The following is a 24,821-nucleotide window of genomic DNA, read 5'->3' as shown; positions in this document are numbered from 1 at the left end:
GGCGGCGTCCGCCTGCCCGCGCCATGGCGCGGGGCTTTCCAGGCTGCGCTAGGCGCGCTGCGCCACGTCGGCGACCGGCGCGCCGGTCATGGCGGCCAATTGCCGCGGCGTCAGGTTGAAGACCGCGTGCGGGTGCCCCGCCGCCGCCCACAGGCTGTCGTACTGGAACAGGTCCTGGTCGAGCAGCATCACGGGCTTGACCGCGTGACCGATCGGGCAGACGCCGCCGATGGCGTAACCGGTCATCTCGCGCACGAACTTGGCATCGGCCTTGGCCAGCGCGCCGACCTGCTCGGCGACCTTGGACTCATCGACGCGGTTGATACCGCTGGCGATGACCAGCACCGGCGCGTCATCGGCGGCCCGGCGGAAGATGATCGACTTGGCGATCTGTGCCACCTCGCACCCCAGCCCCGCCGCCGCCTCGGCCGAGGTCTTGCCCGTCTGCGGTAGCACCACCACCGGCTTGTCATGGCCCATCTCGGCCAGCAGGCGGGCGACGCGTTGGGCGGACTCGGGAAGATCGGCGGGGGTGGCGAGGGACATCTGGCGAACTCCGTTCAGGACAAAAAGATCGGGAATCGAGTTTATCAGCCCGGCGAATGCCCCCGCCGCGGACGCGGGCGTGCCGCTGCCGCGGGAGTGAAACGGCTAGAATGCCCGGCTGGCTTTCCCGACCCCGATCCGATGCGTTCCGAACCCGTCCTGCCCCTGCAAAGCGCCGATATCGGCGGCTATGCCATGTCCTACACCGAGTACGGCGAAGGGGCGCCCCTGGTGCTGGTGCACGGCTCGCTGTCGGACTGTCGCTACTGGAAATCGCAGATGGCGCCGCTGGGCCGTTCGTTCCGGGTGCTGGCGGTGTGCCTGCGCCGCTATTGGCCCGAAAGCTGGGATGGCGAAGGCGACGGTTTCTCGGTGGCGCAGCACGGCGCCGACGTGCTGGCGTTCATCGACAAGGTGGCGGGCGGTCCCGCCCATCTGGTGGGCCATTCGCGCGGCGGCCGCGTGGCCCTGGAAGCCGCGCTGACCCGCCCCGACGCACTGCGCAGCCTGACGCTGGCCGATCCCGGCCTGCCGCTGCCTGGCGGCGACGACGCCCGGGGCGGCTTTCGCCAGCGGGCGCTCGAACTCATCCGCGACGGCGCCGTGGAAGAAGGCCTGGCGCTGTTCGTGGACACAGTGACCGGACCGGACACCTGGCAACGCATGGTGCCCTGGTTCAAGGAAATGGTGCGCGACAACGCCGGCACGCTGTTCGGCCAGGCTCGCGAGACGCCGGCCTCGCTGAGTCCGCAGGAGATCGCCTCGCTGACACTCCCGACGCTGCTCATCGGCGGCGCGTTGAGCCCCGATCCCTACCCCGCCGTGCTCGACGCGCTGGAGAGCTGGCTGCCGCAATCGCGGCGGGTGGACATTGCCGGCTCGTCGCACGGCATGAACCTGGGCAATCCGCGCGCCTTCAACGGCGCCATCGAATCGTTCCTGCGCGGTTGAGCGGCGCGCGCCGTCAGGGCTCGACCGACGGCGTGTGCTTGAGGCGCTTGAGCACGAAGGTCGAGCGGCTGTGCCGCACACCGGGCAGCTTGTAGAGCCGCTTGCGCAGGAACTCTTCATAACCTTCGGTGCCGGCCACCGCGACCTTGATCAGGTAGTCGTATTCGCCCGTCACCAGGAACGCTTCCACCACTTGCGGCAGGCGGGTGATCGCCTCGCCGAAGCGCGCCAGCGTGTCGTCGTCGTGGTGCTCGAGCGTGACCTCGATCATGACCGTGTCCGGCAGGCCCAGCGCCTTCTGGTTCAACAGGGCCGCGTAGCCCTCGATGACGCCCGCGTCCTCCAGCGCCTTGACCCGGTTCCAGCAGGGCGTGGGCGACAGGCCGACCTGCTCGGCCAGTTTCAGGTTGGTGAGGCGGCCGTCGGCGCGCAGGGCGCGCAGGATCTTGCGGTCGGTTTCGTCGATTTTGGGTGGGGTGGACACGGCGGAAAATCCGTAGAAGAGACTATCCCTGCAAAACCTGATTCTAGAGGATATATATTCCTTCAATACCGACAAATTGGCGGGAATCAGGAAACCTATTTTCCCGACCCGGCCGTAGACTCTCCATCAAGACGGGCATTACCCCGCCCGTCGGATCCAGCGCCCGCGCCGTGGCACAACCCGGCGCTGACGCCGGTGTAGTCCACCGCAGTGTGCCGCGCGCCGATCCGCGCGGCGGGAAATCATGTCTCACGCAGCAGCAGTCCCCGCAAGAACCGGCCTGGGCCTGTCCGGCACCGCCATGCTCCTGGCCGCGCCGGCGCTCTTCGCCTCCAACATGGTGGCCGCCCGCTGGGCCCACGACGCCGCCCTTCCCCCCGTTTTCCTGGCCTTCGGCCGCTGGCTGATCGCCTTCCTGATCCTGTTGCCGCTGGCCGCGCCGACCTTGCTGCGGCATCGCCGGGCGCTGTGGCGCGGCCTGCCCACGCTGCTGCCGCTGGCGGTGCTGGGCATGGGCGTGGCGGTGGCGCCGCAGTACATCGGCGCCCAAAGCACCAGCGCCACCAACATCGCCCTGATCTTCTCATGCAGCCCGATCCTGGTGGCGCTGCTGGAGGCAGTCATCTGGCGCAAGCCCCTTTCGCCCCTGCGCGCCGCCGGGCTGGCGCTGGCGCTGGGCGGCGTGCTGGTGGTGCTGACGCGCGGCGACGCCTGGGCGCTGGCGCGGCTGGCGTTCGGCCAGGGCGACCTGTGGGTGCTGCTGGCCGCCACCGGCTGGGCGCTCTATACGGTGCTGCAGAAGCGCCTGGCGCAGCCGGCGGTGCCGGATGGCGCGCGGCTGGCGGCGATGATGCTGGGCGGCGCGATCGCGCTGGCGCCGTTCGCCGGCATCGAAGCCGCCACCGGCGCCACCCCGCCCTGGAGCGATCCACGGCTGGCGGCGGTGCTGCTGTTCCTGGCGGTGGTGCCCAGCCTGGGCGCGTATTACGTCTACGGCCGCCTGATCAGCCGCGCCGGCCCCGCCACCGCGGGCCTGTCGATGTTCCTGGTGCCGGTGTATGCCGCGCTGCTGGCCTGGCCGCTGCTGGGCGAGGCGCCGCAACTGTTCCATGCCTACGGCTTCGTGATGATCCTGCTGGGCGTGAAGCTGGCGTCCTCGCGCGTGCGGGCGACGACGGCCGGGGCCGCCGCGCCGGCATGAGGCACACGTAGCGCCGACATGAAAAAAGGGCCACCCGCACGGGTGGCCCTTGTTCCGAGCCGATCGGAATTCAGCGGCCCGAACCCTGGGCCGCGATCACTTCCTGCGCCACCTGGCGCGGCGCTTCGGCGTAGTGCTTGAACTCCATTGTGTAAGTGGCGCGGCCCTGCGTCAGCGAGCGCAGCGAGGTGGAGTAGCCGAACATCTCGGCCAGCGGCACCTCGGCCCGCACCACCTTGCCGCCGCCCCCGGCGATGTCTTCCATGCCCTGCACCATGCCGCGACGCGACGACAGGTCGCCCATGACGTTGCCGGTGAAGTCCTCGGGCGTTTCCACCTCGACCTGCATCATCGGTTCCAGCAGCACCGGATCGGCGCGCCGCATGCCTTCCTTGAAGGCCATCGAGCCGGCCATCTTGAAGGCGTTTTCGTTCGAGTCCACGTCGTGATACGAACCGAAGAACAGCGTCACCTTGACGTCGACCACCGGATAGCCCGCCAGCACGCCGGCGTTGAGCGATTCGCGGATGCCCTTGTCCACCGCCGGGATGAACTCGCGCGGCACCACGCCGCCCTTGATGGCGTCGACGAACTCGTAACCCTTGCCCGGTTCCTGCGGCTCGATCTTGAGCACCACGTGGCCGTACTGGCCGCGGCCGCCCGACTGCTTGACGAACTTGCCTTCGACTTCGTCACAGGTCTTGCGGATGGTCTCGCGGTAGGCCACCTGCGGCTTGCCCACCGTGGCCTCGACGCCGAACTCGCGCTTCATGCGGTCGACCAGGATTTCCAGGTGCAGCTCGCCCATGCCGGAGATGATGGTCTGGCCGGATTCCTCGTCGGTGCGCACGCGGAACGAGGGATCTTCCTGCGCCAGCCGGCCCAGGGCGATGCCCATCTTTTCCTGGTCGGCCTTGGTCTTGGGCTCGACCGCCTGCGAGATGACCGGCTCGGGGAACACCATGCGTTCGAGCACGATGACGTGCGCCGGATCGGTCAGCGTGTCGCCGGTGGTGACATCCTTGACGCCCACCGCCGCGGCGATGTCGCCGGCATAGACCTCGGTGATCTCGCGCCGCTCGTTGGCGTGCATCTGCAGGATGCGGCCCAGGCGTTCCTTCTTTTCCTTGACCGGGTTGTAGACCGAGTCGCCGGACTTGACCACGCCGGAGTAGACGCGGAAGAACACCAGCTGGCCGACGAACGGGTCGGTCATGATCTTGAAGGCCAGCGCCGAGAACGGTTCCTTGTCGGTGGGATGGCGCTCGATTTCGTGGTCGCGCTCGTCGTGGCCCTTGATGGCGGGCACGTCGACCGGCGACGGCAGGTAGTCGATGACCGCGTCCAGCATGGCCTGCACGCCCTTGTTCTTGAAGGCGCTGCCGCACAGCATGGGCACGATCTCGTTGGCGACCGTGCGCTGGCGCAGGCCCTGCTTGATCTCGGCCTCGGTCAGCGCCTCGCCACCCAGGTATTTCTCCAGCAGCGTTTCATTGGCCTCGGCGGCCTTCTCGACCATCTTGTCGTGCCATTCCTGCGCCTGCGCCTGCAGCGCCGGCGGAATATCGCGGTACTCGAAACGCACGCCCTGGCTGGCGTCGTCCCAGATGATGGCCTTCATCTTGACCAGGTCGATGACGCCCTCGAAGCCGTCCTCGGCGCCCACCGGCAGTTGCACCGGCACGGCATCGCCCTTCAGGCGTTCGCTGATCTGGCGCTGCACGCGCAGGAAGTCGGCGCCGACGCGGTCCATCTTGTTGACGAAGGCCAGCCGCGGCACGCGGTACTTGTTGGCCTGGCGCCAGACGGTCTCGGATTGCGGCTGCACGCCGCCGACCGCGTCATAGACCATGACGGCGCCGTCCAGCACGCGCATGGAGCGTTCGACCTCGATGGTGAAGTCGACGTGGCCCGGCGTGTCGATGATGTTGATGCGGTGTTCGGGGTAATTGCCGCCCATGCCCTTCCAGAAGGCGGTGGTGGCGGCGGACGTGATGGTGATGCCGCGTTCCTGTTCCTGCTCCATCCAGTCCATCACGGCGGCGCCGTTATGCACTTCGCCGATCTTGTGGGTGATACCGGTATAGAAGAGGATGCGCTCGGTGGTCGTCGTCTTGCCCGCGTCGATGTGGGCGCTGATGCCGATGTTCCGGTATAGCTCGATAGGCGTCTTGCGAGTCATGGCCTCGTTCCTTGCAGTAATCACCAGGAATGGGCGGCAGGTCCGACCGGATACTGCCGCGGCGGGCGCCATGCCGCGTTGAGAGGTGTGCTCGGGTGTTGCGAAACCGCGCCCGCACTATCCTTGAATATTACGCGCCGCGAGCCGGTTTACAAGCTTTAGCCATAAGCGCCATAGGGGATGGCGCGGGCAAGAAAAAGCCCCTCGGCGGGAAGGGGCTGGGCGGGCGGCGCCGCCGGCGGGCCTGACAGCGGCCTGACGCCGGCGAGGCGGGCCGGGATTACTTCTTTTCTTCCTTGACGCGATACACCAGCACGGCGGTGCTGGCCAGCGACAGCACCTTGGCGGTGACGCTGCCCAGCAGCAGGCGCGACAGGCCGCTGCGGCCGTGGCTGCCGATGAAGATCAGGTCGCAACCGGCGTCGGCGGCGGCCTGGACGATGCCGTCGGCCACGTTGAAGTTGGACACGGCGCGCGCCTCGGACTTCACGCCGGCGGTGTCGGCGCGGTCGGTGATCTGCTTGAGGTACTTGTCGGCCTGCTCGGCCGAGGCCTTTTCGTAGTCTTCGTCGGTGATGGCGTAGGCCGCGGCCATGCCGTCGAAACCGATGGTGGCGGCGAACGGCTGCGTCACGTAGAGGGCGACGACGTCAGCGCCCACCGAGCGCGCGAAGGAAATGCCGGCGTTGGCGGCTTGGGCCGACAGCGGCGAGCCGTCGGTGGGAATCAGGATCTTCTTGAACATCTTGCCTGCTCCTGTTTGAGAGGAAGCTCCATGCTACCGGAAACCCGCCAGGTTCACATCAAGCGAACCCGGCGCCATTGATACGCATCAACCCAGTTGCTGGGCGGCGGCGAACAGGTTGGTGCAGCGGGTGCCGGTACGGCAGTACGCCAGCACCGGGCCCGGCAGGGTGCGCAGCAGTTCGGCGAAGCGGACCACGTCGGCCGCGGTCATGGCGCTGCCGACGACCGGCTGGTATTCGATTTTCAGGCCGGCGGCGGCGGCGGCCTTGGACACGTCGGCGGCGGTCGGCTGGTCGGGGCCGCCCTCGAAGTCGGGACGGTTGATGATGACGCTCTTGTAGCCGGCGGCGGCCACGTCGGCCATGTCGTCGGGACCCAGTTGCGGGGCGACGGCGAAGTTCTCGGTGAGGGGCTTGATGGGTGCGGACATGGCGATTCCTTGATGGGGGTGACTGCGTATTATTGTAGGAGCCGTTTCAGGCGAAAAGCTTTTCCAGCACGTTCCAGACGCCGCGATCATCGGCCATGGAAACGGAAAAGCGCAACATCGTCGACGGCCCCTGCGAGGGCGAGAACAGCGTGCCGGGCGCCAGCAACATGCCGCGGTCGGCGGCGGCGCGAGCCAGCACCTCGCTATCGCGGCCGCAATCGGCCCAGACGAACATGCCGGCCTGCGGCTCATGCCGGATGGTCAAGCCCAGCTTGAGCAACCCTTTCAGGCAGCGCTGGCGGGCCTCGTCCACGCGCTGGCGCACACGCTCGATGTGGCGTCGGTACTGGCCTTCCATCAGCACCCGGTGCACCACCCGCTCGCCCAGTTCGGGCGAGGTCAGCCCGGCCAGCATTTTCAGGTCGGCCAGCTTCTGCAGGATATCGGGATTGGCGGCCAGGTAGCCGACCCGCAGGCTGGCCGCCAGCATCTTGGAATAACCGCTGACCAGGATAACGCGGTTGAGCCGGTCCAGCACCGCCAGCTTCATGGCGCCGCCGGGGTGCAGCTCGCCGTAGGTGTCGTCTTCCACCACCAGGAAATCGTGGCGCTCGGCGATGCGCAGGATGTCGTAGGCGGCGCCCGCCGACAGGGTATGGCCGGTTGGGTTGTGCACCGCGCTGTTGATGATGAACAGCTTGGGCTTGTGCTGCGCCGCCAGTTGCTCCAGCAGGGCGATATCGGGGCCGTCGGGGCCGCGCGGCACCCCGATCAGGCGCGCGCCGAAGGCCGCCAGGCGGCCGAAGATGACGAACCAGGCCGGGTCCTCGACCAGCACGGTATCGCCCGGCTGCACCAGCAGGCGGGCGATCAGGTCGAGCCCGTGGGTGACGCCATTGGTGGTGAGCAGATTGCGTTCGGGATGGGCCGGCACGCCGTCGCTCTGCAGCGACGCCGCGATCTGCTGGCGCAGCGGCGAAAACCCCTGCGGGTGGCCATAGGACACCAGATGGCCGCGCACCGAGCGGCCGACGGCGCGCACCGCGCCCGCCACCATTTCCGGATCGAGCCATTCCGCCGGCAGCAGGCCGGCGCCGCCCGGCATGCCGGGACCGCCCCCCTCGCGGAACATGCTGCGCAACAGCCAGGCGATGTCGACCCGCGCGGGCGGGACAAAGGCCTGGCCGGCAGGCGCGGGCACGCTGGCCGCGGGAGCCAGCGGACCGCTGCGGGCGCGCACGAAGAATCCGGCGCCACGGCGCGACTGCACCAGGCCGCGCGCCACCAGCCGGTCATAGGCCTCCACCACCGTGAAGCGGCTGACGCCGGATTGCTCGGCCATCTTGCGGATCGACGGCAGGCGGGTGCCAGGCCGCAGGCCCTGTTCGTCGATGCGCCGGGCCAGGCCGTCGGCCAGTTGCGCCACCAGCGTGGCGTCGGCCTGGCGCACGGGCTGCCAGGGCATGGAAGGCGAAGCAACTGTCATGGGAATTTCACCAGGCCAGTGGTTAAAGTGACATGCAAAGGTGTACCGGTACTGTACCGATGACTATGCGTAGAGTGACAGCAATGGCGTCAACCCGCAAGCCCTGTGGACCGCCCCTTTTTTCTGGACGCCCACCGATGCGCCGCACCGCGTTGTATCCCTCGCCCCAGGCCGCCCCCGTTGCGTCCCGCCCCTCGCCCTGGGAGGGCTATGGCTACGGCCTGCTGGGCGTGCTGGTGTTCTCGCTGACACTGCCGATGACACGGCTCGCGGTGGCCGAATTGCCGCCGCTGCTGGTGGGCCTGGGACGGGCCTTGCTGGCGGCTGTGCCGGCACTGGCCCTGCTGTGGCTGACCCGCAGCCGGCGGCCCGATCGCCGCGAATGGCCCGGCGTCATCCTGGCCGCGCTTGGCATCGTGGTGGGGTGGCCGCTGGCCTCGACGCTGGCGATGCAGACCGTCGCATCGTCGCACGGCGCGGTGTTCAACGGCCTGCTGCCGCTGTCCACGGCCGTCTTCGCGGCCTGGCGCAGCGGCGAACGTCCCTCGCCGGCATTCTGGGGCTGGGCCATGGTGGGCGCCGCCCTGGTGTGCGCATTCGCGCTGCGCGAGGGGCAGGGCGCGCTGGCGATGGGCGATTTCTGGCTGTTGCTGGCGGTGCTGCTGGGCGGGATGGGCTATGCCGAGGGTGCGCGCGCCTCGCGCACGCTGGGGGGCTGGCGCACCATCTGCTGGGCGCTGGCCATCAGCGCGCCGGTGCTGGCGGTGCCGGTCGGCTGGATGGCCTCGCGGCAGGCCGGCTGGCCCGCCGTCGACGTCATCTGGGCCTGCGCCTATCTGGCGTTCGGCTCGATGTTCCTGGGATTTTTTGCCTGGTATCGCGGCCTGGCGGCGGGCGGCATTGCCCGCGTCGGGCAGATCCAGTTGCTGCAGCCGTTCCTGACGGTCCTGGCCGCGGCCCTGTTTTTCGGCGAGGCCGTGGACCTGACCACGTTCCTGTTCGCCCTCGCCGTCATCGTGGTCATCGCCGGCGGCCGCCGCGCGATCGTTGGAGTCAAGAAATGACGCTGTTCCCTTCCAGTCTGGCCGACGTGCCGCTCACTTCCCTGTCCTTGCTGGGGCCCCTGGCCCTGTTCGCGCTGGTCAGCTCGATCACGCCCGGGCCCAACAACGTCATGCTGGCCGCATCCGGCCTGAACTTCGGCTTCCGCCGCAGTATGCCGCACCTGCTGGGCGTGAACCTGGGCTTCACGCTGATGATCTTCCTGGTGGGCATCGGCCTGGGTTCCGTGTTCCAGGAGTTGCCGGTGCTGTACACCGTGCTGAAGTACGGCGGCGCCGCCTACCTGCTGTACCTGGCCTGGAAGATCGCCAATTCGGGCGGGGTGGAAGAAGGCCATGCCCGCGGCAAGCCGATGACTTTCCTGCAGGCGGCAGCCTTCCAATGGGTCAATCCCAAGGCCTGGGTGATGGCGGTGGGCATTATCGCGACCTACACGCCGCAAGCGGGTTTCTTCGCCAACCTGGTGATCGCCACGCTGGTCTGCGGCCTCGTCAACCTGCCCAGCATCGGCATCTGGGTCACCTTCGGCACCGCGCTGCGCCGGGTATTGCACAAGCCGTGGGCGATCCGGGCTTTCAACATCACCATGGCCCTGTTGCTGGTGGCCTCGCTGTATCCGGTGGTGCTGGAAGCGCTGCGCTGAACGCGCCGCCGGCGCCTGCAAGCGTCGGCCGGCCGCCGTGTCCACCACGCCGTCAGGCCAGCAGGGCCACTACCACGGCCGGCGTGACGAGCACGTTGAACAGGCCCGCCATCACCATCACCAGGCCTGCGACCGCGCCCTCCTCGGCCGCCAGTTCGCGCGCCTTGGCCGTGCCGGCGCCATGCGCGCCCATGCCGAACAGCGCGCCGCGCGCCAGGGCCGAGCGCAGCGGCAGCCAGCGCCGCATGAACTGGCCGATGGCCGCGCCGAACACCCCGGTGACGATCACGAACACCGCCGTCAGGTCCGGCGCGCCGCCGACGTGCGAGGAAACCGCCACCGCGAACGGCGTGGCCACCGAACGCGGCAGCAGGCTCAGCCGCAGGTCTGGCGGCAGGTCCAGCAGGCTGCCCAGCAGCCAGGCGCTGGCGCCGGCAATGGCGCTACCGACCGCCACGCCCGCCACCAGCACCGGCCAGTAGCGCCGGATCAACGCGCGCTGCTCGTACAGCGGCAGCGCGAACGCGACGATCACCGGGCCCAGCATCATCATCAGCCAGTGCGAACCCGACATGTAGTCGCGGTAGCCGGTATGCAGCAGCAGCGCCAGCATCAGCAATAAAGCCGGAGCCACCACCAGCGTGGAGGTCCACCAATAGGCATAGCGGCGGTAGAACAGGCGCGCGCAGGCATAGGCCAGTACCGTGGCCAGCGGCCAGAAAAGCAGGTTGAATTCAGCGCGCATGGCGGTTCATCCAGCGGTAGCAGAGGTCGATCGTCAGCGCCGTGCCGACCATGACCAGGGCCGTGCCCAGCAGGATCACGGCCAGCAGCTTGGCGCCCAGCACGCCCAGGAATTCACGGTGGTCCAGCAGCGACATCACGGCGGGCACGAAGAACAACAGCATCTCGCCCAGCAGCCAGCTCGCACCCCGGTGCACGTTGCGCACCCGCAGCAGGCCCGAAGCCAGCAACGCCAGCACCAGCGCCATGCCGATGACGCCGCCGGGGATCGGCAGGCCGGCGACATTGGCCAGCGCCTGGCCCAGCAGGGAGAACAGGATGAGGAGAACGATCTGCAGCACGCGGCTGCGGCGCAGCAGGCTGCGCAGGACGATGGGGTAGCGAGGGCGAGACATGGAAATTTCCAGCGGACAGGGAACGTTTTACGCCGGGCATGGCCATAGATAAAATGAATTTGTTGAATTCCCCCTATTCAAATCAGGCATAACCATGGATCTGCGCCCGCTGCGCGCGCTGGTGGAGGTGGTCCGCCAGGGTGGCTTCTCCCAGGCCGCCAAAGTCGTTTTCGCCACTCAGCCCACGGTCAGCAAGGCGGTGCGCCAGCTGGAGGATGAAATCGGGATGCCGCTGCTGGACCGCCAGGCGCAGCCGCCCCGGCTGACAGACGCCGGCGAAATCGTGTACCGGCGGGCCGTAAAGATGTTGGCCGAACGCGACGATCTGTACGCCGAGCTGGACGAGTTGCGCGGCCTCAAGCGCGGCGTGCTGCGGCTGGGCCTGCCGCCGCTGGGCAGCAGCACACTGTTCGCGCCCATGTTCGCGCGCTTTCGCAGCCGCTATCCGCAGGTCGAGATCAGCCTGCTGGAACACGGCGGCCACCGGCTGGAGGAAATGGTCATGGCCGGCGAGATCGAGCTGGCGGCGTCGCTGCGACCGGTCTCCGAGGATTTCGACTGGCAGCCGGTGGCGCGCGAGCCGCTGATGGCGCTGCTGCCAGCCGATCATGCGCGTGCCCGCGCCGCCACCGTCGGCCTGGAACAGTTGCGCGATTCGCCTTTCATCCTGTTCGAGACCGGGTTCGCCCTCAACCGCATCATCCAGGAAGCCTGCCAACGGGCCGGTTTCGCGCCGGCCATCGCGGCGCGCAGCGGCCAGATCGACTTCATCGTGGCGCTGGTCAGCGCCGGACTGGGCGTGGCCTTCCTGCCCCGCGTGAAGGCCGAGGAAGAACGGCACGCGGGCGTGGCGCTGGTGCCGCTGCGCGATGCCCGGACCGACTGGGAGATGGGCCTGGTGTGGCGGCGTGGCGGGTATCTGTCGCCGGCGGCGCAGGCCTGGCTGGCCCTGGCGCGCGAGATGCATCCGGACACGGCTTGAAGCGATCCGCCAACGATCCGCGTTGTATGCTGGCGGCGCAACCACGCTCGTCGGCGTGGGTCTCATCCATCATGCCCGCCCTGCCCCGATTCACCGTCCGCCGCCTGATCGGCGCCGCCGTGCTCGCCGCCGCCAGCGTGGTCGGGTGCTCGCAACTCGACTCCTGGCAACGCCAGACCATCTTCTCCCCGCAGTCCGAGCCGCAGACCTGGTGGCGAGAGCCGGCCAAGGGCACGCAGGTCTACGACCTGGCGCTGGCCAATGGCGACAAGGTGCGGGCCTGGTATTGGCAAAGCCCGCAAGCCGACGCGCCCACCGTGCTGTATCTGCACGGCGCGCGCTGGAACCTGAACGGCAGCGCGTTCCGCATCGACGGCTGGACCCGCAAGGGCTATTCCGTGCTCGCCATCGACTACCGGGGCTTCGGCGCGTCGACGCCGCGCCTGCCGTCCGAGGCCAGCGCGCTGGAGGACGCCATGGCCGGCTTGAAGGAACTGGCCCGGTTGCAACCGGACCCGGCGCGCCGCTTCGTCTATGGCCACAGCCTGGGCGGCGCCATCGCCATCAACCTGGCGGCGCGCCCGGAACAACCGGACTTCGCCGGGCTGATCGTGGAGTCCAGTTTCACCAGCATCAGCGCGATGCTGGCCACCATGAAGTGGGGCCGCGTGCCCGGCGCCAGCCTGCTGGTCACGCAACCGTTCGACTCGGTGCAGACGCTGGCGCAGCTCCATACCCCGATGCTGTTCATGCATGGCACCGCCGATCGGGTGGTGCCGCACACGATGAGCGATGAGCTCTACGCCGCCGCCCGAGGCGTGGCGCCCGAGCTGAAGCGGCTGGTCAAGATCGAGGGCGCGACGCATTCGGGCGCGTTCCGCAGCGGCGAGCAATACGACGACGCCGTGAAGACTTTCATGCGCGACGCCAGCCGCGCCTATCAACGCAAGGCCGGCTGACCCTCGCGCCGCGCAACCACGGGTCGAGCCATCCGTTGCGCCGGCGAGATCGGGCGTGCGCGCCCGGCATTCGCTGGCTCCCTTGCCGCCCATTTACCTGCGCCTTTTATCAGGCGCCCGCGCCGTCCTCCCCGGGGAAACCCGCTCTCGGGAAACTCCCATATCAAAATATCTTCTAAATATATTTAGCAGATATTAGACTTTCTCCCACCCGCCGCCCTTCCTTCGCGGCGCCGGCCATCCGAGGAGAATCCAGTTGAGTAACGTGCGTTGGCAGGGCGTCTTTCCTGCCGTAACCAGTAAGTTCCATGCCGACGAAACCCTCGACTTCGAAGCGATGCGCAAGCACTTCGGCTTCCTGATCGACAACGGCGTGCATGGCCTCGTCACCTGCGGTTCGCTGGGCGAAGCCAGCACCCTGACGCTGGAGGAAAAGCTGGCCGTGACGCGTTGCGCCGTGGAAGTCAGCGGCGGCCGCATCCCGGTGCTGGCCAACGTGTCGGAGACCAGCACCCGCGAGGCGCTGCGCTTCATCAAGGCGGCGGTGGACCTGGGCGTGGACGGCTTCATGCTGATGCCCTCGCTCATCTACGTGGCCGATGCGCGCGAGGCGATGCAGAGCATCCGCACCATGGCCGAGGCCGCCGCCAAGCCCTGCATGATCTACAACAACCCGGTCGCCTACCGCGTCGACCTCAAGCCCGAGCACATGGTCGAGCTGGCCGACTGCCCCTGGCTGGTGGCGATCAAGGAAAGCAGCGACGACATCCGCCGCGTGACCGACCTGCGCAACAAGCTGGGCGACCGCTATCAGCTGTTCATCGGCGTCGACGACCTGTCGTTCGAAGCCCTGGCGCTGGGCGCCGACGGCCTGCTGGCCGGCCTGGTGACCGCCTTCCCGCGCGAGACCGTGGCGCTGTACGACCTGATGAAGGCCGGCAAGTGGCAGGAAGCGCTGGCGCTGTACCAGTGGTTCACGCCGCTGCTGCACCTGGATGTGTCGACCAAGCTGGTGCAGAACATCAAGCTGGCCGAGACCCTGGCCGGCGTCGGCAACGAGCACGTGCGTCGTCCGCGCCTGCCGCTGGTGGGCGCCGAGCGCGAGCGCTGCGCCGGCATCATCGAAGCGGCGCTGGCCAAGCGGCCGCGGCAATACCAGTCGAAGTAAACGACCCAGCCCGAAGCAGGACCGGCGCGCCCGCATGGCCGTGGCGCGCCGTCCTTGCGCCAGCCTCTCGGACACCATGCACAGCGACATCATCCTTCAGACCCGGGGCCTCACCAAGGAATTCCGCGGCTTCGTGGCGGTCAACGACGTCAACCTGAGCGTCAGGCGCGGCGCGATCCATGCGCTGATCGGTCCCAACGGGGCCGGCAAGACCACGGTCTTCAACCTGCTCACCAAGTTCCACATCCCGACCCGCGGCCAGATCGTCTACGACGGCGTCGACATCACCGGCGAACGGCCGGCGCAGACGGCGCGGCGCGGCATCGTGCGCTCGTTCCAGATCTCGGCGGTGTTTGCGCAGCTGTCGGTGCGCGAGAACGTGCGCGTGGCCTTACAGCGCAAGCTGGGCGTGGACTACTGCTTCTGGCGTTCGGAGCGCTCGCTGGAGCGGCTGCATGCGCGGGTCGAGGAATTGCTCGACCAGGTCGGCCTGCGCGCGCAGCTGGACGTGGCCGCCGGCGACCTGCCCTACGGCCGCAAGCGCACGCTGGAGATCGCCACCACGCTGGCGCTGGAGCCCGAGCTGCTGTTGCTGGATGAGCCGACGCAGGGCATGGGCCACGAGGACGTGGACCGCGTCAAGCACCTGATCAAGCAGGTCTCGGCCGGCCGCAGCATCCTGATGGTGGAACACAACATGAAGGTGGTGGCCGACATCTGCGACACCATCACCGTCCTGCAACGCGGCGAGATCCTGGCCGAGGGTCCGTACGCCGAGGTGTCCGCGAACCCCGCGGTGCGCGAAGCGTACATGGGAGCGGAAGATGAATGACAAGACCCCGGCGCGGTCCATGCTGGAGATCCGCGATCTGCACGCCTGGTATGGCGAATCGCACATCCTGCACGGCATCGACCTGGACGTGAAGGCGGGCGAGTGCATCACGCTGCTGGGCCGCAACGGCGCCGGACGCAGTTCGACCCTGAAGTCGGTGCTGGGCCTGGTGGGCCGGCGCAGCGGCTCCATCAAGGTGCAAGGCCAGGAAACCATCGGCCTGCCGCCGCACAAGATCGCGCGCCGGGGCATCGGCTATTGCCCCGAAGAGCGCGGCATCTACGCCTCGCTGACCGCCGAGGAGAACCTCATGCTGTTGCCCTCGGTGGGGCCGGACGGCATGTCGGTGGAAGAGATCTACACGATGTTCCCCAACCTGAAGGAACGCGCCCACAGCCCCGGCACCCGGCTGTCGGGCGGCGAGCAGCAGATGCTGGCGATGGCGCGCATCCTGCGCACCGGCGCCCGCCTGCTGCTGCTCGATGAAATCACCGAAGGGCTGGCGCCTGTCATCGTGCAGGCGCTGGGCCGGGTGATCCGGCAATTGCAGGAGCGCGGCTACACCACCGTGCTGGTCGAGCAGAACTTCCGCTTCGCCCGGCACCTGGCCGACCGCCATTACGTCATCGAGCATGGCCAGGTGGCCGCCGTGATCGAGCGGGCCGAGGTCGAGCGGTCGCAGGACCGGCTCAACACCCTGCTCGGCATCTGAAGGCCGTCGCGCGCAGTTCCCCGTCGTTGCAGTTCCCGTGGTGCTTCCGACCGCAGTCCCCCCATTCCCCTACGGAGCGTAGTCAGATGAAATTGAATCGAATCGCAGCGGCGCTGTGCGCCATCGGCCTGGCGGGCGTCGCCCACGCCGAGGCCGGCATCAGCGACGGCATCGTCAAGGTCGGCGTGCTGACCGACCTGTCCGGCGTCTATTCCGACCTGGCCGGCAACGGCTCGGTGATCGCGGCGCGCATGGCGGCCGAAGAGATGGGCAACAAAGTGCTGGGCAAGCCGGTCGAAGTGGTGGCCGCCGACCACCAGAACAAGCCCGACGTCGCCGCCAACCTGGCGCGCGAATGGTTCGACCAGGGCAAGGTCGACATGATCACCGACTTTCCCACCGCCTCGACCGCGCTGGCCGTGATGGAGATCGCGCGCCAGAAGAACCGCGTGACCATGCCGTCCGCGGGCCTGTCGACCGCGATCCTGGGCGAAAAATGCTCGCCGCTGAACGCGCAGTGGACCACCAACACCTACGCGCTGGCGGCGGGCACGGCGCGCGCGCTGGTCAAGGAAGGCAAGAAGACCTGGTACTTCATCACCGCCGACTATACCTTCGGCCACTCGCTGGAGAAGGACGCGACCGAAGTCATCCAGGAGAACGGCGGCAGCGTCGTCGGCGTGTCGCGCCATCCCTTCCCCGGCAACGATTTCTCGTCGTTCCTGCTGAAGGCGCAGGCCTCCAAGGCCGACGTGATCGCCCTGGCCAACGCCGGCAACGACACCGTCAACGCGGTCAAGCAGGCCAACGAGTTCGGCATCACCAAGAAGCAGATCGTGGCGCCGCTACTGACCTATATCTCGGACGTGCACAGCATGGGCCTGGCCAAGGCGCAGGGCATGTACCTGACCGAGGCGTTCTATTGGGATTACGACGACGCCTCGCGCGCCTGGGCCAGGAAGTTCTTCGAGAAGGCCAAGAAAATGCCGACGGCCTCGCAGGCCGGCGTCTACTCGGCCACGCTGTCGTACCTGAAGGCGATCGAGGCGGCCGGCACCGACGAGGCGCCGGCGGTCATGGCCAAGCTGCGCGAGATGACCATCAACGACGCCGTGATCCGCAACGGCAAGCTGCGCGCGGACGGCGCGCTGGTGCATGACATGCTGCTGTTGCAGGTGAAGGCGCCGGCCGAGTCCAAGGCGCCGTGGGACTACTACCACGTCAAGGCCGTGCTCAAGGGCGACGAGGTCTTCCCCAAGCCGCAGGCCGCCTGCGCGTTGAACAAGTCATGACGGCGCCCGGCGCCGGGCGGCCCCCGCCCGGCGCCGGAGCGATCCGCCCGTGGCGCGCGCTGGCGCGCGCCTCCCGCAACCCGACGCGTCCCGTGTCCGACCGCCGCCCACTATGTTCGACATCTCGCTTCCCGCCCTGCTCGCCCAACTGCTGGTGGGGCTGATCAACGGCTGCTTCTACGCCATCCTCAGCATGGGACTGGCCATCATCTTCGGCCTGCTCAACATCGTCAATTTCACCCACGGCGCCCAGTTCATGATGGCGGCGTTCCTGGCGTGGATCGGCTTCACCCAGCTGCCGCAGCTGCTGGGCCCGGGCGCGCAGATCAATTTCTGGGCGGCGCTGGTGCTGGCGCCGCTGATTGTCGGCGCGGTCGGGGTGGTCATCGAGAAGACGCTGCTCAAGCGACTCTACCATCTGGACCACCTGTACGGCCTGCTGCTGACCTTCGGCATCGCGCTGATGATGGAAGGCGGGTTCCGCTACTTCTACGGCATTTCCGGCGTGGGCTACGAGCCGCCCGAGATCCTGCAGGGCGGCTTCGACCTGGGCTTCATGTTCCTGCCGGCGTACCGCGCCTTCGTGGTGGTGGCGTCGCTGCTGCTGTGCCTGCTGACCTGGTACCTGTTCGAGCGCACCCGCCTGGGCGCGCTGCTGCGCGCCGGCACCGAGAACGCCCGGCTGCTGCAGGCCTTCGGCGTCAACGTGCCGGTGATGATCACCCTGACCTACGGCTTCGGCGTGGCGCTGGCCGGCGTGGCGGGCGTGCTGGCCGCGCCCGTCATGCAGATCAACCCGCTGATGGGCTCCAACCTGCTCAATATCGTGTTCGCGGTGGTGGTGATCGGTGGCCTCGGCTCGATCATGGGCGCCATCGTCACCGGCCTGGCGCTGGGCCTGCTGGAGGGCCTGGCCAAGGTGTTCTACCCCGAAGCGTCCACCGTGGTCGTGTTCATCGTGATGGCGGTGGTGCTGCTGACGCGCCCCGCGGGCCTGTTCGGCAAGGAGAAATAAGGTGTCGCGCTTTCCTCTTTCCCTCCGCATCCTGGCGCTGCTGCTGGTGCCCGCGCTGCTGGTTCCGTGGTTCCCGCAAGTGGTCTATCCGGTATTCGTGATGAAGGTGCTGTGCTTCGCGCTGTTCGCGCTGGCCTTCAACCTGCTGACCGGCTTCACCGGCCTGGTGTCGTTCGGCCATGCCGCCTTCTTCGGCTGGGCCGGCTATGCCGCCGGCGAAATGATGATCCTGTACGGAGCGGCCGGCCTGCCGCCCGAGCTGGCGATGCTGTGCGGCGTGGCCATGGCCGCCGCCATCGGCTATGCCATCGGCTGGCTGGCGATCCGCCGCACCGGCATCTATTTCGCCATGATCACGCTGGCGCTGTCGCAGGTGGCCTATTTCATGGCGGTGCAGGTGCGCTGGACGCGCGGCGAGGACGGCATGCAGGGCATTCCGCGCGGCAAGTTCCTGGGCCTGGTCGACCTGAGCGCCGACACCAACATGTATTACTTCACGCTAGGCGTGTTCGTGCTGGGGTTCCTGTTCGTCTACCGGGTCATCCATTCGCCCTTCGGGCAGGTGCTCAAGACCATCCGCGACAACGCGCCGCGGGCGATTTCGCTGGGGTACGATACGGATCGGTGCAAGCTGCTGGCGTTCGTGCTGTCGGCCTCGGTGGCCGGCCTGGCGGGTTCGCTCAAGGCGCTGGTGCTGCAGCTGGTGGCGCTGAACGACGTGTCGCTGGCCACCTCCACCGAAGTCCTGCTGATGACGCTGCTGGGCGGGATCGGCACCGTGTGGGGCCCCGTGGTGGGCGCCACGCTGGTCGTCAGCCTGCAGAACTACCTGGCCACCCTGGGCGATGTCGTCACCATCGTCATCGGGTTGATTTTCGTGTTGTGCGTGTCGTTCTTCCGGCGCGGGTTCGTCGGCGAATGGCTGGCCTACACGCAGTGGCGCAAAACGAAGGAAAACAACCGTTGATGGCAGGAGCAGAACCCAAAAGGCGCGCGGCAGACGTCGCCTATGACCAGATCGAAAGCATGATCGCCACCCTGCAATTGCAGCCGGGCAGCGCGGTGGTGGAAGCCGATCTGGTCGAAAAGACCGGCCTGGGCCGCACCCCGCTGCGCGAAGCTTTGCTGCGCATGGTGGCGGCCGGCCTGATCCGCCAGGAACCGCGGCGCGGCCTGCGGGTCTCGATGATCCAGCTGGCCGACCACATGGACCTGATCCAGACCCGCCGGGCGCTGGAGCAGTTGATCGCCGCCAGCGCCGCGCGCCGCGCCACGCCGGCGCAACGCGCCCAGATCGTCGAATGCGCGACGCAGATGGTGCGCGCGGCCGAGGGCGGCAACCTGGACGACTACATGCAGGCCGACCAGTTGCTCGACCACGTCTGCCACAGCGCCTGCCGCAACGTGTCGGCGGTGAACGCGGTGGAACCGCTGATCATCCAGTGCCGGCGCTTCTGGTACGCCTACCAGCACGAGGGCGACATCGCCGAGGGCGCGCGCCGCCACATGGCCATGGCCGCCGGCATCGCCACGGGCGACGAAGCGGCGGCCATCCAGGGCGCGGATTCGCTGATGGACTACCTGGAGATGTTTACGCGCAAGGTGATTGACGCGTAGCGCTCGCGGCCGGGGCGGCGGCGTCCTTGGCGCCGCGCGCCAGCCAGGCCATGACGCGCGGGCGGGCGCGGTCGTAGCCCAGGTTGTAGAAGAAGGCGTACGGCAGGTAGAACAGCACCAGCGCGATGTCCAGCACGAAGGCCTGCCACAGGCTGATGTTCAGCCACCAGGCGGCCAGCGGGATCACGATCAGGATCAGCCCGAGCTCGAAGCCGAACGCGTGGATCACGCGCACGCGCAGGTTGCGGGTGATGCCCAGGCGATTTTCGAGGCGGTCGAAGCCGGCGTTGTAGATCATGTTCCAGACCAGCGCGATCCAGGCGATCACGGCGGTCAACACGCCCATTTCGAACAGCGACTTGCCCATGGCCCAGGCGGCCACCGGCGCGCACAGGCCGATGGCGAGGATTTCGAACAGGAAAGCGTGGATGAAGCGCTCTTTGATGGTTTTCTTGGCTTGCGTCATGACCCACCTCTGAGGTCGTTTGTTTCAGTGACCGGAGGATTTTCGACGATATTTCCGGTACGATAAAGATAGAATCCATCGGAAATTCCGATACAACACCCCACCATGCGCCATTCCCTGGAATCCCTGGCCACCTTCGCCCAGGTGGCCGCCGAGGGCACCTTTTCAGCGGCGGCCCGCAAGCTGGGCAAGAGCCAGTCCACCGTCAGCGAGACCATCGCCAACCTCGAGGTCGACCTGAACGTGACGCTGTTCGACCGCAGCCAGCGCCAGCCATCCCTGACCGAGGCCGGCCAGGTGCTGCTGGGCCAGGCGTTGCAGGTGCTGGGGGCCAACGACCGCCTGAACCGCAGCGCCAGCCAGCTGTCGGCCGGCCTGGAGCCGCGCCTGACCGTGGTGCTGTCGGATACGTTTCAGTCCGAAACCTTTGAGAACATGCTCAGCCAGATCGACCAGCGCTATCCGGCGCTGCGCTTCGAATGCCTGATCGCGGAATACGAGGACGTGGTGGCGCTGGTGCAGCAGGGCCGCGCCCACCTGGGGCTGATGGCGGCGCAGGAAAGCTATCCGCCCGACATGGCCCACGCGACGCTGCGCGAAGCGTCGGAGATCGTGCTGTGCGTGGGCCGCGGCCATCCGCTGGCGACGCTGTCGGGGGTCACCCGGGACCACCTGAAGACCGAGCGCGAGCTGCGCCTGAGCACCTATGAGCTGGACGACAAGGACTCCGCGCCGTCGCAGTCGACCTGGTCGGCGCCGGGCTACCTGATGCTGCTGGAAATGGCCACGCTGGGATTCGGCTGGACCGAACTGCCGCGCTGGATGTTGCAGCGCTTCGGCCGCGGGCAGCTGGTGGAACTGGCGGTGCCGGGCTGGCCGCGCCAGATCCGGGTGGACGCGGTGTGGTCGACCCGCCGCCCGCTGGGGCCCGCCGGCGCCTGGCTGCTGCAGAGCCTGACGCGGGCCTGATGACGGAAAACGCGGACGCCCTGGCGTCCCCGGCGCGCCTAGCGCGCGTTGAGCGGCAGGCGTGAAATGCGCACGCCGTTGGCGGCCAGCCAGTCGCCGAGCTTGGGGCAGGCCAGCACGTCATATTCCGCGCGGCGCTGGCGCGCCATGGCGCTGTCGTCCTGGCAGTCCTTGGCCGGGTGGCACATCAGAAGGTCGCAATCCCGGGCATTGAACAGCCAGTTCTGCAGCAGGTCGGCGTAACGCCGCTTGCCGCCTTCGAAACCGTACACGCCCAGCAGGCGCCGGTTGGTGCGCAGGCCTTCGCGGCTGGCGCGGCGGCCCAGTTCGGCTGCGCCCAGCGCGCCGATGATGCGGGCCTTGATCGATTCCTTCAGCGGAATACCGGAAAGCATGCCAGGCGCGGTCTGGCGCAACCACGGCATGCGCGCGCCGTAGCGCTGCTTGAGCATGGCCAGCAGGCGCTCGCGGATCATCGGCAGTTGGTGCACGTGCTGATGCCCGTCGACATAGTCGGGCGCGCGGCCGAAGGCCGCCTCGAAAGCGTCGAACTGGCGCGCCAGATGCTGGTCGATCCAGGCCATGTCCAGGCGGCGGGTGTAGGCGCGCAGGATCAGTTGCGACAGCGACGGCAGGTCGGCATCGAACGCATTGCCCAAGGGCTCGGTGAAGTTCACATGCAGGCCGAGATCGGCATCCTGCGCGGCCAGCCGCGCGGCGTTGGCGTTGAAGGTCGGGCCCAGCGACAGGCAGCTGACCGCGCTCAACCGGCCCATGCCGGCCAGCGTGATCATGCCTTCATCAATGTCGGCATTCATGCCAAAATCATCACCGCAAACCACTATGCGTTTGGTCAAGCTCTCACCCCGCTTTTTTTCATCGACACGCCCCACATGCGCGCCCTGGTCCAGCAAGTCACCCTGTTCATCATTGTCGGATGCGCAGCGGCCGCCACCCACTGGGGCGTCGCCGTCGCCTGCGTCGAAGGCCTGGGCGCCGCGCCGCTCCTGGCCAACCTGCTCGGCTGGCTGGTGGCGTTCGTGGTGTCCTTCAGCGGACACTATCGGCTCACGTTCAGACATTCGAGAACACCCTGGACCATAGCAGTACGTCGTTTCTTCTTCATTTCAGCCGCGGGCTTCGTCATCAATGAATCCGCTTACGCCTGGTTGCTGCGGGTAACCGCCGTCCGCTACGACATCCTGCTGGCGTTCATCCTGATCGGCCTGGCGATCGCCACCTTCATCACGAGCCGGCTTTGGGCATTCCGCCACAAACCCGCTGCTTGAAGGCGGCGTCCGACACCACCTGCCAGATCACGTATTTCACGCTGTTCGCCACCGGCTCCAGCCCCGCCAGCACGGGGTAAGCGCCCGAATCCGATTTGGTGCCCCAGACCCAGTAGCGCGCCCCATCGGGCGCCGCGCACAGGCGGGCCTGGAATTCCTGCGGACTGATCAGCACCTGCTTGCCCACCTCGGGTTCGAATTTGGCCGCGTCGTAGAGTTCCTTGCGCCAGTTGTCGCGCACCGGCACTTCCGGATTGAGCCAGTCGTCCACCACCCAGCTCGGCTTGGGCGCCTGGGCGTACAACGCCAGGTCGAACGGATAGGTGTGCAGCGACACATAGGTATCGCCAGGCTGCGCCAGCGGCCGGACCACGGCGGCCAGCGGTCCCGCGCTGCCCCGGGCACTGTGGGCGGCGATGCCGATGGCCACCACGCAGATGCCCGCGCCGACGCCAACGCAGATCCGCACCAGGCGCGGTGTCAGCTCGTCCGACTTCTGGCGCCCCGCGGCGACGATCACTTCGGCCAGCAGGAAGGCCAGCGGCGCAAGCGCCGGCAGCACGTAGCCGACCAGCTTGGAATTGGGCAGCGAGAAAAAGCCCACGATCACGACGAACCAGATCAAGGCCAGGCGCCGCAGGTCGCGCTGCGGGCCGTCGGCCCAGAAGGCCTTGCGCAGCACGCCGCCGCCCCACAGGGACCACGGCAGGCTCAGGCCCACCACCACCGGCAGGTAGAACCAGAACGGCTGGGCGTTGTTGAAGCCGGAGGCGGCAAAGCGCTGGAAGTGCTGGTAGACGAAGAAATAGTCGTAAAAGCCGGGATAGCGGATCTGCATCAGCACGAACCACGGCACGGCGACCGCCGCGAACACCAGCAGCGCCGGCGGCCACAGCAACGCGGCCAGCGCGCGCCAGCGGCGCCCCCACACCAGCCAGATGAACAGGATGGCGCCGGGCAGCACCAGCCCGATAAGCCCCTTGGCCAGCACCGCCAGGCCCGCCAGCGCCGCGGCGGCCAGCGACATCCAGCGATAGGCCTGGCCGCGCTCCAGGCGCAGCACGGTATCGGCCGCGGCCAGCACGCACAGCGTGATCATGCCGGCCACCAGCATGTCGAGGTTGGCGAACTGCGAGCCGCCATAGAAGAACGGCACCGTGGCCAGCACCAGCGCGGTCAGCGTGGCGGTGGCGGCGTCGCGATAGCGCCGCACGAAGCCGTACAGCGCGGCAATCGCGGCCCAGGCCGCCAGCAACGACGGCAGGCGCGCCGCCCAGGGATGCACGCCGAACACGCTGAACGACAGTTCGGTCAGCCAGTAGTACAGCGGCGGCTTGTGGAAATACGGCATGCCATCGAGCAGCGGCACCATGTGCGACCCGCTGCGCAGCATGTCCCAGGCGACGCCGGCATAACGGCCCTCGTCGGGCAGCGTCAGCGGCCGCACCCAGGCCAGGAAGGCCAGCCAGAAGCCGATGGCGAGCAGGAACCATCCCGCCGGCGGGATCCTGTAGGAACGCGCCGGATCTTGCATCGCGGCGCCCATCAGTGTGCGACCTTGTCGGAGCGGGCGGCCTGCCCCTGGCGACGGCGCACCACGAACAGCGGGCGCCCTTTGACCTCGTCGAAGATACGGGCGACATACTCGCCCACCACGCCCAGCGATATCAGGTTGACGCCCGCAAAGAACAGCACCGCGGTGACGATCGTGGTCCAGCCGGAAACCGGGTTGCCGGACACCAGGTAATCGATCACCAGGAAGATCGCGTAGGCCATCGCCAGCACGGCGAACAGCACGCCGACCAGGCTCACCAGCCGCAGCGGCCAGGTGGTGAATGCGGTCAGGCCGTCCAGCGCGAGGCGCGCCAGGCGCATGCCGCCGAAGCGGCTGTCGCCATGCATGCGTTCGTCGGGCGTGTACGGCAAGGCCTCGGCCTTGAAGCCGACCCAGGCGTACAGGCCCTTCATGAAACGGGTGCGCTCGGGCAACGCGTTCAGCGCGTCCACCACGTTGCGGCTCATCAGGCGGAAGTCGCCGGCGTGAGCCGGCACATCAACGCCGCGGGCGCCGCTGAGCAGCTTGTAGAACCAGCGGGCGCCGGTGCGCTTGACCCAGGATTCGTCGTTGCGGGTCTCACGCACGGCGTAGACCATCTCGGCGCCCGCGGCCCAGCGCGCCAGCATCTGTTCGATCAGGGCCGGCGGGTGCTGCATGTCGGCGTCCAGGCAGATGACGACGTCGCCGGTGGCGCTTTCCAGCCCCGCGCTCAGCGCCGCCTCCTTGCCGAAGTTGCGCGACAGCTGCACGTAGCGAAAGCCGTCGTACTGCGACCATTCGGCCATCAGCGCTTCGGTGCCGTCGGTGCTGCCATCATCGGCGACGATGATTTCCCAGCCGGTGGCCAGCGCCGCCAGCCGGCTGCGCAGCAGCGGCAGCAGCACGCGCAGGTTCTCGCATTCATTCAGGCAGGGAATGACGCAGGTCACGCAGGCGTCGTAAGGCACGTTGACGGTCGCCGTGCGCCAGACCGCGTCCACGGGCAACGCTTTGGTCAAGACTTGCTGCCCCATGGGCTCGGACCGGAATTGGATATGCATGATGCTCTGGAAGTGGAATGCGGGACACTATGACGGGCAGTATGCGCAGGC

Annotated in this window: 27 protein-coding genes; 15 read left to right on the top strand and 12 right to left on the bottom strand. The window is 67.9% G+C overall.

What is annotated here, in order from left to right:
• Positions 1 to 48 precede the first annotated feature (48 nt).
• On the bottom strand, positions 49 to 546 hold the full coding sequence (locus ABFG95_RS18685) for a YbaK/EbsC family protein (RefSeq protein ID WP_049071322.1): 498 nt from the start codon (positions 544 to 546) through the stop codon (positions 49 to 51).
• A gap of 141 nt (positions 547 to 687) precedes the next feature.
• Between ABFG95_RS18685 and ABFG95_RS18680 the strand changes: the two genes are divergently transcribed.
• Entirely contained in the window at positions 688 to 1,497 is an 810-nt protein-coding gene (locus ABFG95_RS18680; protein ID WP_049071321.1) for an alpha/beta hydrolase, read from the top strand.
• Positions 1,498 to 1,510: 13 nt separating this feature from the next.
• On the opposite strand, the gene ABFG95_RS18675 is transcribed toward ABFG95_RS18680, so the two are convergent.
• Positions 1,511 to 1,981: an Lrp/AsnC family transcriptional regulator gene (locus tag ABFG95_RS18675; RefSeq protein ID WP_054416331.1), complete on the bottom strand. Its 471-nt coding sequence runs from the start codon at positions 1,979 to 1,981 to the stop codon at positions 1,511 to 1,513.
• 244 nt (positions 1,982 to 2,225) lie between these two features.
• On the opposite strand from ABFG95_RS18675, the gene ABFG95_RS18670 reads away from it, so the two are divergent.
• Positions 2,226 to 3,182: a DMT family transporter gene (locus ABFG95_RS18670; RefSeq protein ID WP_348994834.1), complete on the top strand. Its 957-nt coding sequence runs from the start codon at positions 2,226 to 2,228 to the stop codon at positions 3,180 to 3,182.
• A 70-nt stretch (positions 3,183 to 3,252) separates the two neighbouring features.
• Here ABFG95_RS18670 and fusA read toward each other — a convergent pair whose 3' ends face one another.
• The 4 genes from fusA to ABFG95_RS18650 form a co-directional block, all read right to left on the bottom strand.
• Positions 3,253 to 5,364, bottom strand: a complete 2,112-nt coding sequence (gene fusA / locus ABFG95_RS18665) for an elongation factor G (protein WP_049071316.1) — start codon at positions 5,362 to 5,364, stop codon at positions 3,253 to 3,255.
• A 280-nt stretch (positions 5,365 to 5,644) separates the two neighbouring features.
• Entirely contained in the window at positions 5,645 to 6,109 is a 465-nt protein-coding gene (locus ABFG95_RS18660) for a universal stress protein (protein WP_006388728.1), read from the bottom strand.
• Positions 6,110 to 6,196: 87 nt separating this feature from the next.
• Complete coding sequence (locus ABFG95_RS18655; protein ID WP_025137488.1) at positions 6,197 to 6,541, bottom strand: TIGR01244 family sulfur transferase; 345 nt, start codon at positions 6,539 to 6,541, stop codon at positions 6,197 to 6,199.
• 46 nt (positions 6,542 to 6,587) lie between these two features.
• Complete coding sequence (locus ABFG95_RS18650) at positions 6,588 to 8,027, bottom strand: PLP-dependent aminotransferase family protein (protein WP_059269305.1); 1,440 nt, start codon at positions 8,025 to 8,027, stop codon at positions 6,588 to 6,590.
• A gap of 137 nt (positions 8,028 to 8,164) precedes the next feature.
• Here ABFG95_RS18650 and ABFG95_RS18645 point away from each other — a divergent pair, with 137 nt between their 5' ends.
• Together ABFG95_RS18645 and ABFG95_RS18640 are read left to right on the top strand one after the other, a co-directional pair.
• On the top strand, positions 8,165 to 9,091 hold the full coding sequence (locus ABFG95_RS18645; protein WP_100508681.1) for a DMT family transporter: 927 nt from the start codon (positions 8,165 to 8,167) through the stop codon (positions 9,089 to 9,091).
• Positions 9,088 to 9,732 carry a LysE family translocator gene (locus ABFG95_RS18640; protein WP_238909535.1) on the top strand — a complete coding sequence of 215 codons (645 nt, stop codon included), beginning with the start codon at positions 9,088 to 9,090 and terminating at the stop codon, positions 9,730 to 9,732. The genes ABFG95_RS18645 and ABFG95_RS18640 overlap by 4 nt, the downstream gene beginning before the upstream one ends.
• 52 nt (positions 9,733 to 9,784) lie before the next feature.
• Here ABFG95_RS18640 and ABFG95_RS18635 read toward each other — a convergent pair whose 3' ends face one another.
• A complete protein-coding gene (locus tag ABFG95_RS18635) occupies positions 9,785 to 10,477 on the bottom strand; it encodes an LrgB family protein (RefSeq protein ID WP_063583246.1) in 693 nt (230 codons plus the stop codon).
• Positions 10,467 to 10,871: a CidA/LrgA family protein gene (locus ABFG95_RS18630; RefSeq protein ID WP_063583247.1), complete on the bottom strand. Its 405-nt coding sequence runs from the start codon at positions 10,869 to 10,871 to the stop codon at positions 10,467 to 10,469. The genes ABFG95_RS18635 and ABFG95_RS18630 overlap by 11 nt, the downstream gene beginning before the upstream one ends.
• 94 nt (positions 10,872 to 10,965) lie before the next feature.
• Between ABFG95_RS18630 and ABFG95_RS18625 the strand changes: the two genes are divergently transcribed.
• The 9 genes from ABFG95_RS18625 to ABFG95_RS18585 all read left to right on the top strand — a co-directional run bounded on the left by ABFG95_RS18625 (position 10,966) and on the right by ABFG95_RS18585 (position 19,448).
• Complete coding sequence (locus ABFG95_RS18625; RefSeq protein WP_175145885.1) at positions 10,966 to 11,853, top strand: LysR family transcriptional regulator; 888 nt, start codon at positions 10,966 to 10,968, stop codon at positions 11,851 to 11,853.
• Positions 11,854 to 11,924: 71 nt separating this feature from the next.
• Positions 11,925 to 12,812 carry an alpha/beta fold hydrolase gene (locus ABFG95_RS18620; RefSeq protein WP_049077449.1) on the top strand — a complete coding sequence of 296 codons (888 nt, stop codon included), beginning with the start codon at positions 11,925 to 11,927 and terminating at the stop codon, positions 12,810 to 12,812.
• 256 nt (positions 12,813 to 13,068) lie between these two features.
• On the top strand, positions 13,069 to 13,980 hold the full coding sequence (locus ABFG95_RS18615; RefSeq protein WP_348994833.1) for a dihydrodipicolinate synthase family protein: 912 nt from the start codon (positions 13,069 to 13,071) through the stop codon (positions 13,978 to 13,980).
• A 76-nt stretch (positions 13,981 to 14,056) separates the two neighbouring features.
• Positions 14,057 to 14,812: an ABC transporter ATP-binding protein gene (locus tag ABFG95_RS18610; RefSeq protein ID WP_049077448.1), complete on the top strand. Its 756-nt coding sequence runs from the start codon at positions 14,057 to 14,059 to the stop codon at positions 14,810 to 14,812.
• Positions 14,805 to 15,524, top strand: coding sequence for an ABC transporter ATP-binding protein (locus ABFG95_RS18605; RefSeq protein WP_054503508.1), 720 nt, complete (start codon positions 14,805 to 14,807; stop codon positions 15,522 to 15,524). The genes ABFG95_RS18610 and ABFG95_RS18605 overlap by 8 nt, the downstream gene beginning before the upstream one ends.
• An 86-nt stretch (positions 15,525 to 15,610) precedes the next feature.
• Complete coding sequence (locus ABFG95_RS18600) at positions 15,611 to 16,816, top strand: ABC transporter substrate-binding protein (protein ID WP_049071300.1); 1,206 nt, start codon at positions 15,611 to 15,613, stop codon at positions 16,814 to 16,816.
• Positions 16,817 to 16,928: 112 nt separating this feature from the next.
• Positions 16,929 to 17,831, top strand: coding sequence for a branched-chain amino acid ABC transporter permease (locus tag ABFG95_RS18595; protein ID WP_006388713.1), 903 nt, complete (start codon positions 16,929 to 16,931; stop codon positions 17,829 to 17,831).
• A gap of 1 nt (position 17,832) precedes the next feature.
• Complete coding sequence (locus tag ABFG95_RS18590; RefSeq protein ID WP_049071298.1) at positions 17,833 to 18,798, top strand: branched-chain amino acid ABC transporter permease; 966 nt, start codon at positions 17,833 to 17,835, stop codon at positions 18,796 to 18,798.
• Entirely contained in the window at positions 18,798 to 19,448 is a 651-nt protein-coding gene (locus ABFG95_RS18585; protein ID WP_006392889.1) for a GntR family transcriptional regulator, read from the top strand. The genes ABFG95_RS18590 and ABFG95_RS18585 overlap by 1 nt, the downstream gene beginning before the upstream one ends.
• Here the strand turns inward: ABFG95_RS18585 and ABFG95_RS18580 are convergent.
• Positions 19,423 to 19,914 carry a multidrug/biocide efflux PACE transporter gene (locus tag ABFG95_RS18580; protein ID WP_047993461.1) on the bottom strand — a complete coding sequence of 164 codons (492 nt, stop codon included), beginning with the start codon at positions 19,912 to 19,914 and terminating at the stop codon, positions 19,423 to 19,425. The two genes, ABFG95_RS18585 and ABFG95_RS18580, sit on opposite strands and share 26 nt — an antisense overlap.
• A 105-nt stretch (positions 19,915 to 20,019) precedes the next feature.
• Here ABFG95_RS18580 and ABFG95_RS18575 point away from each other — a divergent pair, with 105 nt between their 5' ends.
• The gene (locus tag ABFG95_RS18575; protein ID WP_348994832.1) at positions 20,020 to 20,883 is read left to right on the top strand and encodes a LysR family transcriptional regulator; all 864 of its coding nucleotides are present in this window, start codon (positions 20,020 to 20,022) and stop codon (positions 20,881 to 20,883) included.
• Positions 20,884 to 20,921: 38 nt separating this feature from the next.
• On the opposite strand, the gene ABFG95_RS18570 is transcribed toward ABFG95_RS18575, so the two are convergent.
• Positions 20,922 to 21,740 (bottom strand): ChbG/HpnK family deacetylase, encoded by an 819-nt coding sequence (locus ABFG95_RS18570; protein WP_348994831.1) that lies wholly within the window; start codon positions 21,738 to 21,740, stop codon positions 20,922 to 20,924.
• Positions 21,741 to 21,776: 36 nt separating this feature from the next.
• Between ABFG95_RS18570 and ABFG95_RS18565 the strand changes: the two genes are divergently transcribed.
• The gene (locus tag ABFG95_RS18565; protein ID WP_175145883.1) at positions 21,777 to 22,172 is read left to right on the top strand and encodes a GtrA family protein; all 396 of its coding nucleotides are present in this window, start codon (positions 21,777 to 21,779) and stop codon (positions 22,170 to 22,172) included.
• Here ABFG95_RS18565 and ABFG95_RS18560 read toward each other — a convergent pair.
• Entirely contained in the window at positions 22,129 to 23,718 is a 1,590-nt protein-coding gene (locus ABFG95_RS18560; RefSeq protein ID WP_049071294.1) for a glycosyltransferase family 39 protein, read from the bottom strand. The two genes, ABFG95_RS18565 and ABFG95_RS18560, sit on opposite strands and share 44 nt — an antisense overlap.
• Complete coding sequence (locus ABFG95_RS18555) at positions 23,718 to 24,770, bottom strand: glycosyltransferase family 2 protein (protein WP_068981286.1); 1,053 nt, start codon at positions 24,768 to 24,770, stop codon at positions 23,718 to 23,720. Before ABFG95_RS18555 ends, ABFG95_RS18560 begins: the two co-directional genes overlap by 1 nt.
• Positions 24,771 to 24,821 lie beyond the last annotated feature (51 nt).

The organism is Achromobacter sp. HNDS-1 (genome assembly GCF_040084795.1).
GTDB lineage: Bacteria > Pseudomonadota > Gammaproteobacteria > Burkholderiales > Burkholderiaceae_B > Achromobacter > Achromobacter ruhlandii.
This window is presented reverse-complemented; position numbering and strand designations above follow the sequence as displayed.